Source organism: uncultured Microbulbifer sp., from assembly GCF_913055755.1.
Lineage (GTDB): Bacteria > Pseudomonadota > Gammaproteobacteria > Pseudomonadales > Cellvibrionaceae > Microbulbifer.
The window spans coordinates 1-14862 of sequence record NZ_CAJXKH010000031.1 but is presented as its reverse complement, the minus strand read 5'-3'; the positions used below and the strand labels follow the sequence as shown (position 1 = coordinate 14862).

The 14862-nt window shown below is 57.6% G+C and carries 12 protein-coding genes; 3 read left to right on the top strand and 9 right to left on the bottom strand.

The window, feature by feature from the left end; translation table 11 throughout:
* Nucleotides 1–20: 20 nt before the first annotated feature.
* Entirely contained in the window at nt 21–506 is a 486-nt protein-coding gene (locus tag QZ511_RS07365; RefSeq protein ID WP_295801189.1) for a hypothetical protein, read from the bottom strand.
* Nucleotides 507–1179: 673 nt separating this feature from the next.
* On the opposite strand from QZ511_RS07365, the gene QZ511_RS07360 reads away from it, so the two are divergent.
* Complete coding sequence (locus QZ511_RS07360) at nt 1180–2310, top strand: M14-type cytosolic carboxypeptidase (RefSeq protein ID WP_295801186.1); 1131 nt, start codon at nt 1180–1182, stop codon at nt 2308–2310.
* Between the two features lie 34 nt (nt 2311–2344).
* Nucleotides 2345–4171, top strand: a complete 1827-nt coding sequence (locus tag QZ511_RS07355; protein ID WP_295801184.1) for a M28 family metallopeptidase — start codon at nt 2345–2347, stop codon at nt 4169–4171.
* Between the two features lie 67 nt (nt 4172–4238).
* Here QZ511_RS07355 and QZ511_RS07350 read toward each other — a convergent pair whose 3' ends face one another.
* The 5 genes from QZ511_RS07350 to QZ511_RS07330 all read right to left on the bottom strand — a co-directional run bounded on the left by QZ511_RS07350 (nt 4239) and on the right by QZ511_RS07330 (nt 10083).
* A complete protein-coding gene (locus QZ511_RS07350) occupies nt 4239–5876 on the bottom strand; it encodes an AMP-binding protein (RefSeq protein ID WP_366935628.1) in 1638 nt (545 codons plus the stop codon).
* A 312-nt stretch (nt 5877–6188) separates the two neighbouring features.
* A complete protein-coding gene (locus QZ511_RS07345) occupies nt 6189–6581 on the bottom strand; it encodes an SCP2 sterol-binding domain-containing protein (RefSeq protein WP_295801181.1) in 393 nt (130 codons plus the stop codon).
* 39 nt (nt 6582–6620) lie between these two features.
* Nucleotides 6621–8414 carry an acyl-CoA dehydrogenase C-terminal domain-containing protein gene (locus QZ511_RS07340; protein WP_295801179.1) on the bottom strand — a complete coding sequence of 598 codons (1794 nt, stop codon included), beginning with the start codon at nt 8412–8414 and terminating at the stop codon, nt 6621–6623.
* A gap of 394 nt (nt 8415–8808) precedes the next feature.
* A complete protein-coding gene (locus QZ511_RS07335) occupies nt 8809–9876 on the bottom strand; it encodes an AraC family transcriptional regulator (protein ID WP_295801176.1) in 1068 nt (355 codons plus the stop codon).
* Entirely contained in the window at nt 9877–10083 is a 207-nt protein-coding gene (locus QZ511_RS07330; protein ID WP_295801173.1) for a hypothetical protein, read from the bottom strand.
* 246 nt (nt 10084–10329) lie between these two features.
* Between QZ511_RS07330 and QZ511_RS07325 the strand changes: the two genes are divergently transcribed.
* Nucleotides 10330–10455, top strand: a complete 126-nt coding sequence (locus QZ511_RS07325) for a hypothetical protein (protein ID WP_295801171.1) — start codon at nt 10330–10332, stop codon at nt 10453–10455.
* A gap of 11 nt (nt 10456–10466) precedes the next feature.
* Here QZ511_RS07325 and QZ511_RS07320 read toward each other — a convergent pair whose 3' ends face one another.
* The 3 genes from QZ511_RS07320 to ligA all read right to left on the bottom strand — a co-directional run bounded on the left by QZ511_RS07320 (nt 10467) and on the right by ligA (nt 14667).
* On the bottom strand, nt 10467–11876 hold the full coding sequence (locus tag QZ511_RS07320; RefSeq protein WP_295801168.1) for an aspartate ammonia-lyase: 1410 nt from the start codon (nt 11874–11876) through the stop codon (nt 10467–10469).
* A 97-nt stretch (nt 11877–11973) separates the two neighbouring features.
* The gene (locus QZ511_RS07315) at nt 11974–12408 is read right to left on the bottom strand and encodes a hypothetical protein (protein ID WP_295801166.1); all 435 of its coding nucleotides are present in this window, start codon (nt 12406–12408) and stop codon (nt 11974–11976) included.
* Between the two features lie 222 nt (nt 12409–12630).
* A complete protein-coding gene (ligA, locus tag QZ511_RS07310; protein ID WP_295801164.1) occupies nt 12631–14667 on the bottom strand; it encodes an NAD-dependent DNA ligase LigA in 2037 nt (678 codons plus the stop codon).
* Nucleotides 14668–14862 lie beyond the last annotated feature (195 nt).

Sequence of the window (14862 nt, the reverse complement as noted above, 5' to 3'; positions counted from 1 at the left end):
TCCGAACCAGGCTCCCCGGCTCAGAGAGAAACGGTAGCCCGAGACTGGCTGCGCATGCGATCGAGGGCGGCCAGGTCTTCCAGCCACACCACTTCGCTGGCGGCCACCGGCGCACCGACGAAGTTACCAACCGCCATCGCAATCTGGTCGGCGTCTTTACTGTCTCCGGCCACGGATTCCAGCGGCAGCGCCATCCAGGCCTGGCCATTCTGGTCCAGGACCTGCTTGCCCTCACCGCCAGTGGAGGACAGGTGACGATCAATGGCGGAGCTGCCACCGGACGGCAGGTAGATGGTGCCGTTGGTGAAGTCCACGGCGAAGGCAACCACACCGGGCAGAATGCCGAACAGCAGGGCGGCTCCATCCAGGATCACCACTACCGGATCTACCCGGCCTCCGGTCTGCCCCTTGCGCTCGGGGTACAGGAAGTAACCGCAGGCAGTAAGGTTCAGGGCCAGGGTCAACAGGCAGGTCGCGGCGACGCCGCGCTTGATGGATTTTTTCATGGGGAACTCTCCGGCGATAGCCGTTGCCGTGCGTCATTGGCGGGCAATCCCTGGCGCCCATTTCGCACAATAATTAACCAGCGGACCTACAGGCCCGATAACTGCGGCAAGAATACCCGATTAACCGGGAAGGCCGAAAGTGGCGGATAATTGAACGAGTTCGCACTTTTTACACCCAATCGGCGAGTCGCCAATCGCCCCCTTTAAACCAGGGGGGCACCCCAGAACTGAACAAAAGTTAACCGATTGTGCGCCAAATTTTGAATCCCGATACCATTGCACGAAAGACGCCGCCTAAACTTTAAACAGCACCTGCTGAGGAATGTCAGGGAGCAGTACACAGTTTCTGATGGTGCAGCAGACAGCGGCACCTACGCAGCAACCAGGGCAGAAAGCAGTCGTCTTCGGTCTACGCCAGAAATTTCAAGGAGCAGTAGTCTCAGCAGGTGCCGCCATGGAATGGCAGAGGCACGGTATTCGCAAGGATACCGTGCCTTTTTAATTCCCGCCCTTTATTTTCTGCCGGCGCAATATTTTAACCGTTGCAATTCTGGCAAAATTTTATTCTCGTATACCAAACCGCAATAGCGGTTTCCCCCAAGCTACACCGGGGTACCCTGAATTTTTGTTCTGATTCTGTATCCTCCCAACAAAATAAACGCGGAGTTTCAGCATGCATATCAGCAGCGCTTTCGACAGCGGCAATATCAAAGTCATCGACGCCGACAGCAAGCCCATCCAGCTGGCCATTAAAATCGACAACCAGTCAGATTTTTATCAGTGGTTCCACTTCCGCCTGGAGGGAGAGGTCGGCAAGCAATACCCCATGTGTATTACCAACGCCGGCAAGGCCGCCTACCCGGAAGGCTGGGAGAACTACCGGGTGTGCGCGTCCTACGACCGCCACAACTGGTTCCGCATTGATGCCGATTACGATGGCAAGGTGCTGGATTTCAGTGTTGAGCTGGAGCAGCCATCGGTTTACCTGGCCTATTTCGCGCCCTTTTCCTGGGAACGCCATCTGGACCTGCTGGCCTGGGCGCAATCCGACGAACGCGTCGCCGCGGAAACACTGGGCCTCACCCTGGACCGCCGCGATATGACTCTTCTGACCATCGGCGATGCCAAAAAGGCCAAATACAAGGTGTGGATGATTGCCCGCCAGCACCCCGGGGAATCCATGGCGGAGTGGTTTGTGGAAGGGTTCCTGGAATCCCTACTGGACGAATCCAACCCGTCCGCCCGCGCCCTGTTGGCGGATACGGTCTTCTATGTCGTTCCCAACATGAACCCGGACGGCAGCGTTCGCGGCCACCTGCGCACCAATGCCGCCGGCGCCAACCTGAACCGGGAATGGCAAAACCCGAGCATGGAACGCAGCCCCGAGGTCTACCTGGTGCGGGAAAAAATGCTGGCTACCGGCGGCGATATTTTCCTGGATATCCACGGTGATGAAGCCCTGCCATTCAACTTTGTGGCCGGCTGTGAAGGCATTCCCGGCTACGACGAGCATCACGCCAAGCTGGAAAGCGTGTTCAAGGACGCGTTTGACAAAGCGAGCCCCGATTTCCAGACCGAAAAAGGCTATCCCCTGGACAAGCCCGGCGAGGCCAATATGACCGTCGGCACCAACTGGTGCGGGCACCAGTTCCGCACCCTGGCCCTGACTCTGGAAATGCCGTTCAAGGACAACGACAACCTGCCCGACCCCATTGAGGGCTGGTCGCCCGCCCGCTGTCGCCAGCTGGCTCGGGATATCTTCTTGCCGATCCGCGAAACTCTCGCTTTTATGGCAAAAAAATAATAATTCCACCCCATAAAAACACACAGGAAACGACATGATAAAACACACACACTGGCGCCAGCGGCCACTAAAAACCCTGCTCGCGGCGGGGATAGCGGCGGGAATAGCCGCGGCACTGGCCGGCTGCGGCAAGGACAGCCCGAAATCCGCCGACTCCACCACCACCCCAGCCAACCAGGCGGAACAGACTGCCGAACAGGACGCGCAGGTGCCCGCCAGCGAAGCACATAACGCACCGCAACTGAATGACGCGGAAAAGGCCGAAGTGGCCGCCATGGCCCAGGACCTGCACAAGCACATCGCGGTACTGGCGTCGGATGAGTTCGAAGGCCGCGCCCCCGCCAGCAAGGGCGAAGAACTCACCGTCAATTACCTGGCGGAGCAGTTCAAGGATCTCGGCCTGGAGCCCGGCGCACTGGACGCCGATGGCAAGCCCAGCTGGTTCCAGGATGTCCCGGTGGTGGAAATGCAGATCGAGGCCACACCGCTGACCATCAGCGGCGAAGTGGACGGCAAGCCCTATACCCAGGAACTGCAGCCGCTCACCGATATGGTCGCGTTCACCATGCGCCAGGAGGCATCTGCGCAACTGGACAACAGCGAGCTGGTTTTTGTCGGCTACGGCATCGTCGCACCGGAAAACGACTGGAATGACTATGCCGGGCTGGACATGACCGGTAAAACCGCCGTCATTCTGGTGAACGACCCGGGCTATGCCACCCAGGACAAGACCCTGTTCAACGGCAACGCCATGACCTATTACGGCCGCTGGAGCTACAAGTTCGAGGAAGCCGCCCGCCAGGGCGCAGAGGGTGCGATCATCATTCACGAAACCGGTGCCGCCGGTTATCCGTGGGAAGTGGTCAGCGGTAGCTGGTCCAGCGCACAGATCAGTCTCGCGGCAGACGACAAGAATGCCGACCGGGTTGCAGTCGAGTCCTGGATGACCGGCGACGCCGCCAAAACCCTGTTTGCGGCTGCCGGCCTCGATCTGCAGCAGGAAATGGACGCGGCCAAGCAGCACGGCTTCAAGGCCAAGCCCCTGAATCTGGCTGCCAGCGTCTCGCTGGAGAACCAGGTGCGCACCTCCAACTCCCGCAATGTGGTGGCCAAGCTGCCGGGCAGCAAGTACCCCGACGAGGCGATCATCTACACCGCGCACTGGGACCACCTGGGCGTGAATGACAACGCCGAGGGCGAGGACCATATCTTCAACGGCGCAGTCGACAACGCCACCGGTACCGCCGGCCTCCTGGCCATGGCCCGCCAGGCCACGCAGCTGCCGGAGCGCCCCGAGCGTTCGCTGGTATTTGTCGCGGTAACCGCGGAAGAGTCCGGCCTGCTGGGCTCCAAGTACTATGCGGAAAACCCGGTGGTACCACTGGAAAAAACCGTCGCCGGCATCAACTTCGATGCAATGGGCGTGCTGGGACCAATGCGCGATGTGATCGTTGTGGGCTACGGCAACAGCGAACTGGAAAAAATTCTGGAAAAAGAAGCGGAAAAACAGGGGCGCTACCTGGCGCCGGAAGACCACCCGGAGCGCGGCTACTTCTACCGCTCGGATCACTTCAGCCTGGCCAAAAAAGGCGTGCCGATGCTCTACTTCGACTCCGGTACCGACAGTTTTGCGCACGGCCGCGAGTGGGCACAGCAGAAAGGTGAGGAGTACACCGCGCACGCGTACCACAAACCCGGCGATGAGTATGACCCGCAGTGGAATCTGGAAGGCGCCGCGATGGATCTGGCCCTGGGCCTGGATATCGGCCTGAAGCTGGCCAACAGCCGCGATTGGCCAAACTGGTACCAGGGCAACGAGTTCCGGGCGATTCGCGACAAGAGCGCCGACAGCCGGAAATAAAAGCCTTTTCCCGGCCAGACAACGCCAAATAAAAAAGCCCGCTTGCAGCGGGCTTTTTTATGCTTGATCAGGCCGGCGTTGCCGCCTCAACCTTTTTCAATTCCTCGTCGCGGAGTTCGCGACGCAGGATTTTACCGACGTTGGTTTTCGGCAGATCCTCGCGGAATTCGATTTTCTTCGGCACCTTGTACGCGGTCATATTTTCGCGACAGTAGGCGATGACTTCGTCTTCCGTCAGTGACTCGTCGGCTTTGACGATAAACAGCTTCACGATCTCACCACTGCGCTCGTCGGGAATACCGATGGCGGCGGCCTCGGTAACCTTTTCGTGGGCGCTGACGATATCTTCGATTTCGTTCGGATAAACGTTGAAGCCGGACACGATGATCATGTCTTTCTTGCGATCGACGATCTTGATGTAACCATCGTCCTGGATCACCGCCATATCGCCGGTTTTCAGCCAGCCGTCAGAATCGATGGTATCGGCGGTGGCTTCCGGGCGCTCCCAGTAGCCTTTCATTACCTGCGGGCCACGCACGCACAGCTCGCCCGGACTGTTGTTCGGCAGGTCATTGCCGTTTTCGTCGACGACTTTCACCTCGGTACCGGGAACCGCGACGCCGACAGTACCCAGCTGCACCGCTTCCGCCGGATTGAAAGAAACCACCGGAGAAGTTTCGGTCATACCGTAACCTTCGGTGACCACACATCCGGTCATCTGCTCCCAGCGCTTGGCAGTGTCACGGGTAAGTGCCATACCACCGGAACAGGTGGTGTGCAGCTTGCTGAAGTCCAGGCTGGAAAAGTCCGGGCAGCGCATCAGGCCATTGAACAGTGTGTTCAGGCCACAGAAACCGGTAAAACGCTTGCCTTTCAGGGTTTTGACAAACCCGGGAATATCCCGCGGGTTGGGAATCAGCAGCGAGTGGTTGCCGGTGGTAAACAGACACATGCAGTGAATGGTGAAAGCGTAAATGTGGTACAGCGGCAGCGGTGCCACATAAAATTCTTCGCCTTCCTTCATGGAGTCACCGAGTGCTTCGCGCACCTGCTCCATATTTGCCACCAGGTTGCGATTGGTGAGCATGGCGCCCTTGGCAACACCCGTGGTACCACCGGTGTACTGCAGCACAGCAACATCATCCGGGCCGCGCTGCACGTCTTCGTGGGGCTGCGCGGCACCCGCGGACATCGCATCGCGGAAGGCCACGCGGTTGGCAAAGTGGTATTCCGGCACCATTTTCTTGATGTACTTGGCCACGCTGTTGATCAGCAGGCGTTTCACCGGCGGATGCATATCCGCGATTTCACTGACGATCACCTGCTCCACCGAGGTTTCCGGAATGATCGCGGACGCGGTATCGGCAATATTCGCCAGCACCACCAGTGCCTTGGCTCCGGAATCATTCAGCTGGTGCTTGAGCTCGCGCTTGGTGTACAGCGGGTTGGTATTCACCACCACCAGACCGGCGCGCAGTGCACCGAAAACCGCAATTGGATATTGCAGCACGTTGGGCAGCTGTACCGCGATACGGTCGCCGGGCTTCAGGTTGGTCTTGTTCTGCAGGTAGGAGGCAAAGTTGCCACTGAGCCGATCGATATCGCCCAAAGTGAGGGTGTGTCCGAGGCAGGTAAATGCGGGGCGGTCAGCGTATTTCGCGGCAGCGGCGGTAAATACGTCTAGAATACTGCGATCGATATCCAACTTTATTCTCCCAATGCTGTTGTTTTTGTGGTGGCGAAGCGGTTCCGGTTCATAACTGCCCACAAAACGCGCAGCAATTCCTGGCTCCGAAAGAGAATGCCCGGCCACGCTCTGAAACCGTGACACGACTTTCATTTTCAGAAAATCAGGCTGAACTTGAACTCGACATTCTCCATGTCCGTTTATAGTCGAATTTCCCGGTTTACGGGCCCAACGGACTGTTAATTATTGTTTGATCTGATTGTCTCCACTGGCGAACGGAGATGCTGTCCGCCAATCGCCAGGGGTGTCGAAACTTATCTACAGAGAGGATCAGTTGACGCGAAAAAGATCTGCCAGCGCCGCTGCCAACTCCCTGTCCCCGGTGTAACGGATATCACCGAGCAGGAACGCATGCCGTGCACTGAGTGACCCGTCAATGATGTCTTTCAGGGTGTCAAATGACATCTCCAGTTCCAAATGCGGATCTGTTATCTGCCCCATGGTTTGGATGGCGGAAAGCGGTCCCGTTTCAGCACCGTTTTCGCCGCCAACCAGCAGGTAAAAATCGCTGCCATCCGGCAATCGAAACTGTACCCGAGTGGTTGCAGGCAGACAAGTAAGTCGTTGCAGGCGCTCGAGTATGTGTGCCGGTAATTGCATCGCTACTCCGGGGTACCAACCTTGCGGCCAACCTACGTTGGCCGACCGCAGAATCAAAAACACCGCCGCAGTTTCCGGCGGCGGTGTCGTTTTCTATCGGACTCAGAATACGAAGTGCTCTGCGTCCAGACTCATCAGGTTGTCCGCCCCGCTCTGCATGGCGCTCGCGTGGGCCGCGGTGCGCGGCAGGATGCGGTCATAGAAGAAACGAGCGGTGGCCAGTTTGGCGCGGTAGAAATCCTCTTCGCCGGTGCCAGCTGCAAGCTTTTCGTTCGCAACTTTTACCGCCAGCGCCCACAGGTAAGCCTGCACCGCGTAACCGGAATACATCAGGTAGTCCACGGAGGCGGCACCCACTTCATCGGGGTTTTCCATCGCCTTGGCGCCCACATGCATGGTCAGCTCGCCCCACTGCTGGTTGATTTCCTGCAGTCTGGCGACGAACGGGGCCAGCGCCTCATTGTCGATTTCCGCCTGGCAGAACTTGTGTACCACCTTGGTGAACTTGCGCAGCAGTTCACCCTGGCTCATCAGTACCTTGCGGCCCAGCAGGTCCAGCGCCTGGATGCCGGTGGTGCCTTCGTAGATGGTGGAGATACGCGCGTCACGCACGTTCTGCTCCATACCCCACTCGGCGATGTAACCGTGACCACCGAAGCACTGCATGCCCAGGTTGGCGGACTCGCAGCCGGTCTCGGTCAGGAAGGCCTTGGCAATCGGCGTCAGGAAAGCCAGCAGGTCGTCGGCTTCCTTCTTGTCCTCTTCGGACCCCACCTGAGTGCGGTCCACCTGCTGCGCGCACAGCATGGTCAGCATGCGACCACCTTCGGAGAAGGCTTTCTGGGTCAGCAGCATGCGGCGTACGTCCGGGTGCACGATGATCGGGTCGGCGGCGCCTTCCGGGTTCTTCGGGCCACTCAGGGAGCGCATCTGCAGGCGGTCTTTGGCGTAGGCCAGGGACTTCTGGAAGCCCGCTTCCGCGTGTGCGACGCCCTGCAGGGCGGTGCCCAGGCGCGCGGTGTTCATGAAGGTGAACATGCAGTTCAGGCCCTTGTTCGGCGGGCCGATCAGGAAACCTTTGGCGCCGTCAAAGTTCAGTACCGCGGTGGCGTTGCCGTGGATACCCATCTTGTGCTCCAGGGAGCCACAGCTGACGCCGTTGCGCTCACCCAGGGAACCGTCTTCGTTGGGCATGAATTTCGGCACGATAAACAGGGAGATACCCTTGGTACCCGCCGGTGCATCGGGCAGGCGCGCGAGGACGATGTGCACGATGTTCTCCGCCATGTCGTGTTCGCCGGCGGAGATGAAAATTTTGGTACCGGTGATGGCGTAGGAGCCGTCTGCGTTGGGCTCGGCCTTGGTGCGCAGGATACCCAGGTCGGTACCGCAGTGCGGCTCGGTCAGGCACATGGTCCCGGTCCAACTACCTTCTACCAGCTTGGTCAGGTAGGTGTGCTTCTGTGCGTCGGTACCGTGGGCCTCCAGGGTGTTCATGGCACCGTGTGACAGGCCCGGGTACATACCCCAGGACCAGTTGGCGGTACCCACCATTTCGCTCAGGACGGTGCCCAGTGAGGGCGGCAGGCCCTGGCCACCGTGGTCGACACTGTGTGCCAGGGACGGCCAGCCGGCTTCCACGAACTGCTGGTAGGCTTCCTTGAAACCTTCCGGAGTGGTGACTTCACCGTCATTCCAGGTACAGCCCTGCTGGTCGCCGATCTGATTGATGGGGGCGAGGATGTTTTCACAGAACTTGGCGCCCTCTTCCAGAATGGCGTCCACTACGTCCGGACTCGCATCTTCGTATCCCAGGGATGCGTAGTGCTGATCCCAGTTCAGCATTTCGCGCATGGCAAAACGCATGTCGCGCAGCGGAATCTTGATCTCGCTCATTCTGTGTACCCTCTATTTCTCGCAATTTGTTGTCTTCTCGGGCGAAGGCGCCCGCGGGCCGCATTTGTGACCCATATATTGGTTTCATTCATAATAGTAAGAATTGCCCGTTTCGCTCTATGGCGAAATCCGTCCAAAGCGGTAACAAAATGCGGCGCGGAAATGCGACGGGATAGTCAGATAAGGTTTGGTTCGGCGCGCACGGATACGGTGCGCTGTTCGGATTTTCGTGGCGGCACCGCTACCGGGTGCTGCCTTGTGAGACACGCCGTGAACCCATCCCTGGGGGCTCTGCACCGCCATCCATGGCGGTGCAGGTCTCACAAGGCAGCACCCGGCATCGGCGCCTTCGCGGATGTTTCAGTGGTGGAAAATCTGGACTCTTGGAAAACCCTCAGGAAGCCGGAACCGTGGTGCGGTGACTCTTGCGGTATTCACCCGGCGTTACTCCGGTCCACTTCTTGAACGCGCGGAAAAATGCACTGGCCTCGTCAAAACCGAGCATCTCCGCAATCTGGGTATTGGAGAGGTCCGGGCAGCTCAGGTAGTGGAATGCCGCTTCCATCCGACACTCGTCCTTGAGCTTTTGGTAAGACGTATTTTCCTGCTGCAGGCGCCGGCGCAAAGTAGTCACCGACATATTGAGCCGCTCCGCCACCGCTTCCGCGGCGGGCATCGACTCGCTCACGTCGCGGTTGAGAATCGTCTTTACCTTGGTCTTGATGCTGTTGGCGTTGCCGTCACTGATCACCAGGTGGTAAGGCGCGGTGCGGATAAAATCCTCCACCGTCTGCGGATTCTGCACGATTGGGTAGTCGAGATAACGGCTCTCGTATTCCAGTGCGTTGCAGGGCTGGTCGAACAGCAGCTCTTCCGCCTCGCTCTGGGCCAGGGCCAGGAACTCTTCCGGGCAGGGAAAGGAGAAATGCAGCTTGGCCAGGGGGATTTCCCGCCCCACCAGCCAGCAGTAGAAGCGGTGCCAGACCGCCAGTGTGGTGCGAATTACCCCGGGGCTGGTCTCTGCCAACAGCGCGGCAAACTCGCCCTCGGCGAGGGAACTGATGCCGGTGATGACGACGCGGTCGCGCCCATTTGCCGATTCCAGTTGCGGCTTCACCCGGAAGCCGCGGCAGATTTCCATAAATTCCGCGCTGAGGGTAATTGCCTGGCGAACCGTGGCACAGTTGACCACCGTCAGGCACAACAGGCGGAAGGAGCCGGAGCGCACGCGCCCGCCACTGAGCATGCCGAACCACTCGTCCTGGGCCAGCCACATCACGCGCTGGTACAGGCGGCCGTATCTCACCGCGGAAAAAGCTGCAGTGCCCTCGAGCTCACTCTCTGCAATATCCACGGACGCCAGCAGCTCCGCCCGATCGCAGCCGTTCCTGGCCGCCTCATCCAGCAATCGCTGGACATAGGCAATGGGAATGCGAATATCTTCTTCGCCAGCACTTGCCATTTACTTGTTTCTGCGATTGCGCAACCAGTTGAGGAATGCACCAAAGCCCACCGCCGCAGCGACGATCACGGCAAGAAAAACCAGCATCAGCACCAGGTAACTGGCGACATCGGAAACCGGCAGGTCCCAGCTCCAGATGGCCGCGGCGATAAACGCAACACAGGCAAGGACACTGGTAATAAAGGATCGACGGCGTTTCGGGGCCATATCGGAGTACTTCTTCAGTAAAATGAATGGTTGGTCGCTACGGATCGACAACACTACCCTAAATACTATAGGAAGCAGGGCTTTGTCAGACACAGGCCCGAGTCGAGCTGGATTGCCGTCGAGACCTGCGAACGAGTCCATTAGATACCTGCCGTTTGCGGCGCAGAATCGTGAATCATCGTTCCCGCAGTGTCAACGGCAGGCAGTCTCACAGACTGCCTCCAGGGGTTTGATGGAGAGCAGACGATGAAAAAACAGCACTTGCTCTACCGCGCAGAAGACCGTTCCACACTGCGCAAACTGGGCATCTGGATCGAATGCCTGGCACTCGCGCTGGGATCCCTGTTGCTCGGGATCCTGCTGCTGACGTGAGGTCCTTGCACTCAGCCGTTGCCGCCAATAATACCGCCTTTCGCCAGCCGCCCCGGATCGAGGATTTTTACCAGCTCTTCTTCTGAAAGGTCGGTCATCTCAACCGCAACCTCAAGCACCGGACGACCGCTGGCATAGGCGGCTTTAGCTATCTCCGCGGCCCTGGCATAGCCGATTACCGGATTGAGCGCGGTCACCATGATCGGGTTTTTTGCCAGTGCCTGTGCAATCTGCTCACGATTCACGGTAAATCCGTCGATCGCCTTATCTGCCAACATTTTTGCCGCATTCGCCAGCAGGAGAATACTTTCGTGCAGCGAGTGGGCCACCAGCGGCAGCATCACATTCAATTGGAAGTTACCGCTCTGGCCGGCAATGGTAATAGCCGTGTCATTGCCGATCACTTTTGCCGCGACCATAGCCACGGATTCGGCAATCACCGGGTTCACTTTCCCCGGCATAATACTGCTGCCCGGCTGCAGTGAAGGCAGCGCAATTTCCCCAAAACCGGCCAGCGGCCCACTGTTCATCCAGCGCAGGTCATTGGCAATTTTCATCATCGCCACGGCAGTGGTCTTCAACTGCCCGGACACTTCCACCGCGGTATCCTGGCTGGAGATTGCCGCAAACAGGTTTTCCGCCGGCTGCAGTGCAATGCCGCACTCGGTACTCAGGCGGCGGGCAAACAGCTCGGCAAAATCCCCGTGGGCATTGAGTCCGGTACCCACCGCCGTCCCCCCCTGGGCCAGTTGTGCCAGCCGCGGCAGACTACTTTCCAGCCGTTCACAGCTGTGATCAATCTGCGCGCTCCAGCCGGACAACTCCTGCGACAGCGTAATGGGTACCGCGTCCATCAGGTGTGTGCGGCCGGTCTTTACGACATCCGCCACCGACTCGGATTTGCGATAGATGGCATCGTGTAAATGGCGCAGCGATGGCAGCAGGTGGTTTTGAATTTCCAGCATGGTGGACAGGTGAATCGCGGTCGGGATCACGTCATTGCTGCTCTGGCTCATATTGACGTGGTCGTTGGCACCCACAGCGAGGCCGGACTCCCGCTCCGCCAGTCGCGCCAGCACCTCGTTCACATTCATATTGGTGCTGGTACCGGAACCGGTCTGAAACACATCGACGGGAAACTGCCGGGGAAAATCTTCCTTCAACGCCCGCTCGCAGGCCTGCAAAATGGCCGCGGCAATATCCGCATCCAGCAGCCCGAGGGCCAGGTTGGTTTCGGCCGCGGCCCGCTTGATCGCGATCACTGCGCGGATAAACGGTGCCGGCAGTGGGTAACCACTTACCGGGAAGTTGTTGACTGCGCGCTGGGTCTGGGCACCGTAAAGTGCACTCTGCGGCACTTCCACCTCACCCAGGCTGTCCTTTTCAATACGGTACTGGTCACCACGGTCTTTTTCCGACATGCATTGATCCTTTGCCCCCTGTGATACAGGGCTAGAGCTTTACCGAACGGAAAGGGTAGCGCCGGAAATGCGCAAATGGAAATGGTGAGCCAGGCGCTCAGACGCTGACGCGCCCTTCCTGGGTCCATTCACAGCGCACCTGCATATCACCGCAACCGGGCTCGTGATACAGGCCTGCGGCCTCCCAGGTGAAGGAGTGGGTACCGGAGAGTTCGGTTTCCAGGTGCACGGTCGCGGAGACCCAGTACATGCTGCGCAGCAGTTCCTCGAACTTCTGGATCCAGTGATTCCACTCGTACTCCACTGCGCGATAGGAAGCACCAAAGTGAATCACATCGGTCTGGTACTGGGATTGCTTGACCTTGATGGTGGGAATGGAAAACATGTCGCGGCACAGAAATGGCCACTCATCGGCACTGGGCAGCGCGAGTACCGCTTCGCGATTCACCCGGCGGCGCTCACTGCCACCGGCCAGGCTGTTACTGTCTTTGATACAGCCGTAGACAATAGATTCCTGATCGCCCTGAATCACTCTGCACAATCCTCGCGAAGGCAGCAACGCGCCTGAATCTGACCCGGTCAGCGATGTCACCGGGTCAATAAATACACTGATGCAATATCACTCTTGCTGCCAACTTTAACGGCGCAACCGCGAGAAAGCCACCACCCAGTGGAGACAAATCGCCACCGGGTTCGCATTTCCAGATTGCCGGAGAAAACAGCAGAATTTATGCTGTTTTTTCATTCAGAACGATCAGATTTCGATACCCTCATCGCGCAACATCGCGATGAAGGCTTCCTCGTCGAGAACCGGGATCTCCAGGTCGCGGGCTTTGTTCAGTTTGGACCCGGCGCCCGGTCCGGCGACTACGGTGTGCGTATTCGCCGATACACTGCCGGCCACTTTCGCGCCCAGGCGCTGCAGGTAATCTTTGCCTTCGCTACGGGACAGGGTTTCCAGTTTGCCGGTCAAGACCCAGGTCTGGCCCGCGAGGGGCTGTTCGCCCTCTTCCCGCGCTTCCGCTTCCCAGAAAATGCCCGCCTGTTTCAGCGCTTCAATTTCTTCCAGGTTGTGCGGCTGCTCGAAAAACTCGGCAACGAAATGCGCCACCACCGGACCCACATCCTCGACCTGCTGCAACGCTTCCGTATCCGCCTGCATCAGGTTGTCGAGCTCACCGAAATGCCGCGCCAGGTTGCGCGCGGTGGCTTCACCCACTTCGCGAATACCGAGCGCGTAGAGGAATTTAGGCAGCGTCGTATGCTTGCTTCGCTCGAGGGCATCGAGCAGGTTTTGCGCGGACTTTTCCCCCATCCGCTCCAGTGCAACCAGCGGCTCCAGTTCGAGCCGGTACAACCCGGATACCGAGTGCAGCAGACCTTCATCCACCAGCTGGTCCACCAGTTTGTCTCCCAGGCCGTCGATGTCCATCGCCTTGCGGGAGGCAAAATGCTTGATCGCCTGCTTGCGCTGGGCACTGCAAATAAGGCCGCCGCTGCAGCGGGCAACCGCCTCTCCCGGAGTGGTTTCCACCGGGGACTCGCACACCGGGCAGTGATCGGGAAACTCGATTTTGCGCGCATCGTCGGGGCGGCGGCTTTCCACAACCGAAACCACCTGCGGAATCACATCGCCGGCGCGGCGCACGATCACGGTATCGCCGATCTTTACCCCCAGGCGCTCGATTTCGTCGCGATTGTGCAGGGTGGCATTGGAAACCGTGACGCCACCCACAAAGACCGGTTCCAGGCGCGCAACCGGCGTCACTGCACCGGTGCGACCCACCTGGAATTCCACGTCCAGCAGCCGGGTCATTTCCTCCTCTGCAGGAAATTTATATGCAATAGCCCACCTAGGTACCCTCGCTGTAAATCCCAGCCGTCTTTGAAGTGGAAGACTGTTAACCTTGAAAACGATACCATCAATTTCAAATGGTAAAGAACCCCTTCTTTCACTCATCTCATGATAATAGTGCAAACATTCCTTTATACCTTTAGCAGTTTTTAGATATCTATTTTCACTAAACCCCCAAGTACTTAACAAGTCGAGCATCTTAGATTGCTCTATAGGCATCTCAACTCCTTCGAAATTACCAACGCCATACACAAAAAACTTCAAAGGGCGCTTAGCAGTTACTCGAGAATCTAATTGGCGAAGACTTCCACCCGCCGCATTTCTAGGGTTCACAAATGGTTTTTCACCTTTCTTTATTGCTCTCTCATTAAATTTTTTAAAACCATTTTTGGGCATAAAGATCTCACCACGAACTTCCAACAGTGGAATATCTTGGTTCGATTTAATACTTAAAGGCACAGAGCGGATAGTACGAACATTCTCAGTAATATCCTCCCCTACATAACCATCGCCTCGAGTAGCAGCTCTTACAAATTTTCCATCTATATAAGTTAGACTTATTGCAATTCCATCCAACTTCAACTCGCAAGAGTACTCAATTTTATTATCTATATTTATTCGATCTCGAATTCGACGATCAAACTCAAACAAATCCTCTTCGTTAAATGCGTTATCCAAAGAAAGCATTGGTACTTCATGCTGAACTTCTTCAAACATAGCTAAAGGAGCACTCCCCACTCTTTGAGTAGGCGAATTAGGGTTTACTAACTGTGGATACTCCTTCTCTAACTCTTGAAGCTCACGCAACAGACGATCATATTCGGCATCAGGTATTTCAGGATTATCTTCTCTGAAATACATTTCATTAGCGCGATTTAGGAATTCATTTAGAAAGGCTGCTCTATTTAGAGCATCATTTGGAACATTATTCGTCATTGTATATTCGCAAAAATGGGGAATTCTTGCTCAGACTTAGCGATCCTTTGCCAGTCTCATCGTGAGTATTTAAGAATGCACGAGCCAACCATGGCTCGTGCAAAATAGTAGGTTTTACGCCTGCGCCCGGGCCAGGGCCTTGCGGCGCTGGAATTCCATTACCCGCTGGCGGTAGTGCTCTGCGGTCTGCCCGGT

Bases quoted from the DNA above. Each gene is read 5' to 3' on its own strand.
- QZ511_RS07365 (WP_295801189.1), bottom strand. From the start codon at position 506: ATGAAAAAATCCATCAAGCGCGGCGTCGCCGCGACCTGCCTGTTGACC.
- QZ511_RS07360 (WP_295801186.1), top strand. From the start codon at position 1,180: ATGCATATCAGCAGCGCTTTCGACAGCGGCAATATCAAAGTCATCGAC.
- QZ511_RS07355 (WP_295801184.1), top strand. From the start codon at position 2,345: ATGATAAAACACACACACTGGCGCCAGCGGCCACTAAAAACCCTGCTC.
- QZ511_RS07340 (WP_295801179.1), bottom strand. From the start codon at position 8,414: ATGAGCGAGATCAAGATTCCGCTGCGCGACATGCGTTTTGCCATGCGC.
- QZ511_RS07335 (WP_295801176.1), bottom strand. From the start codon at position 9,876: ATGGCAAGTGCTGGCGAAGAAGATATTCGCATTCCCATTGCCTATGTC.
- QZ511_RS07330 (WP_295801173.1), bottom strand. From the start codon at position 10,083: ATGGCCCCGAAACGCCGTCGATCCTTTATTACCAGTGTCCTTGCCTGT.
- QZ511_RS07325 (WP_295801171.1), top strand. From the start codon at position 10,330: ATGAAAAAACAGCACTTGCTCTACCGCGCAGAAGACCGTTCCACACTG.
- QZ511_RS07320 (WP_295801168.1), bottom strand. From the start codon at position 11,876: ATGTCGGAAAAAGACCGTGGTGACCAGTACCGTATTGAAAAGGACAGC.
- ligA (WP_295801164.1), bottom strand. From the start codon at position 14,667: ATGACGAATAATGTTCCAAATGATGCTCTAAATAGAGCAGCCTTTCTA.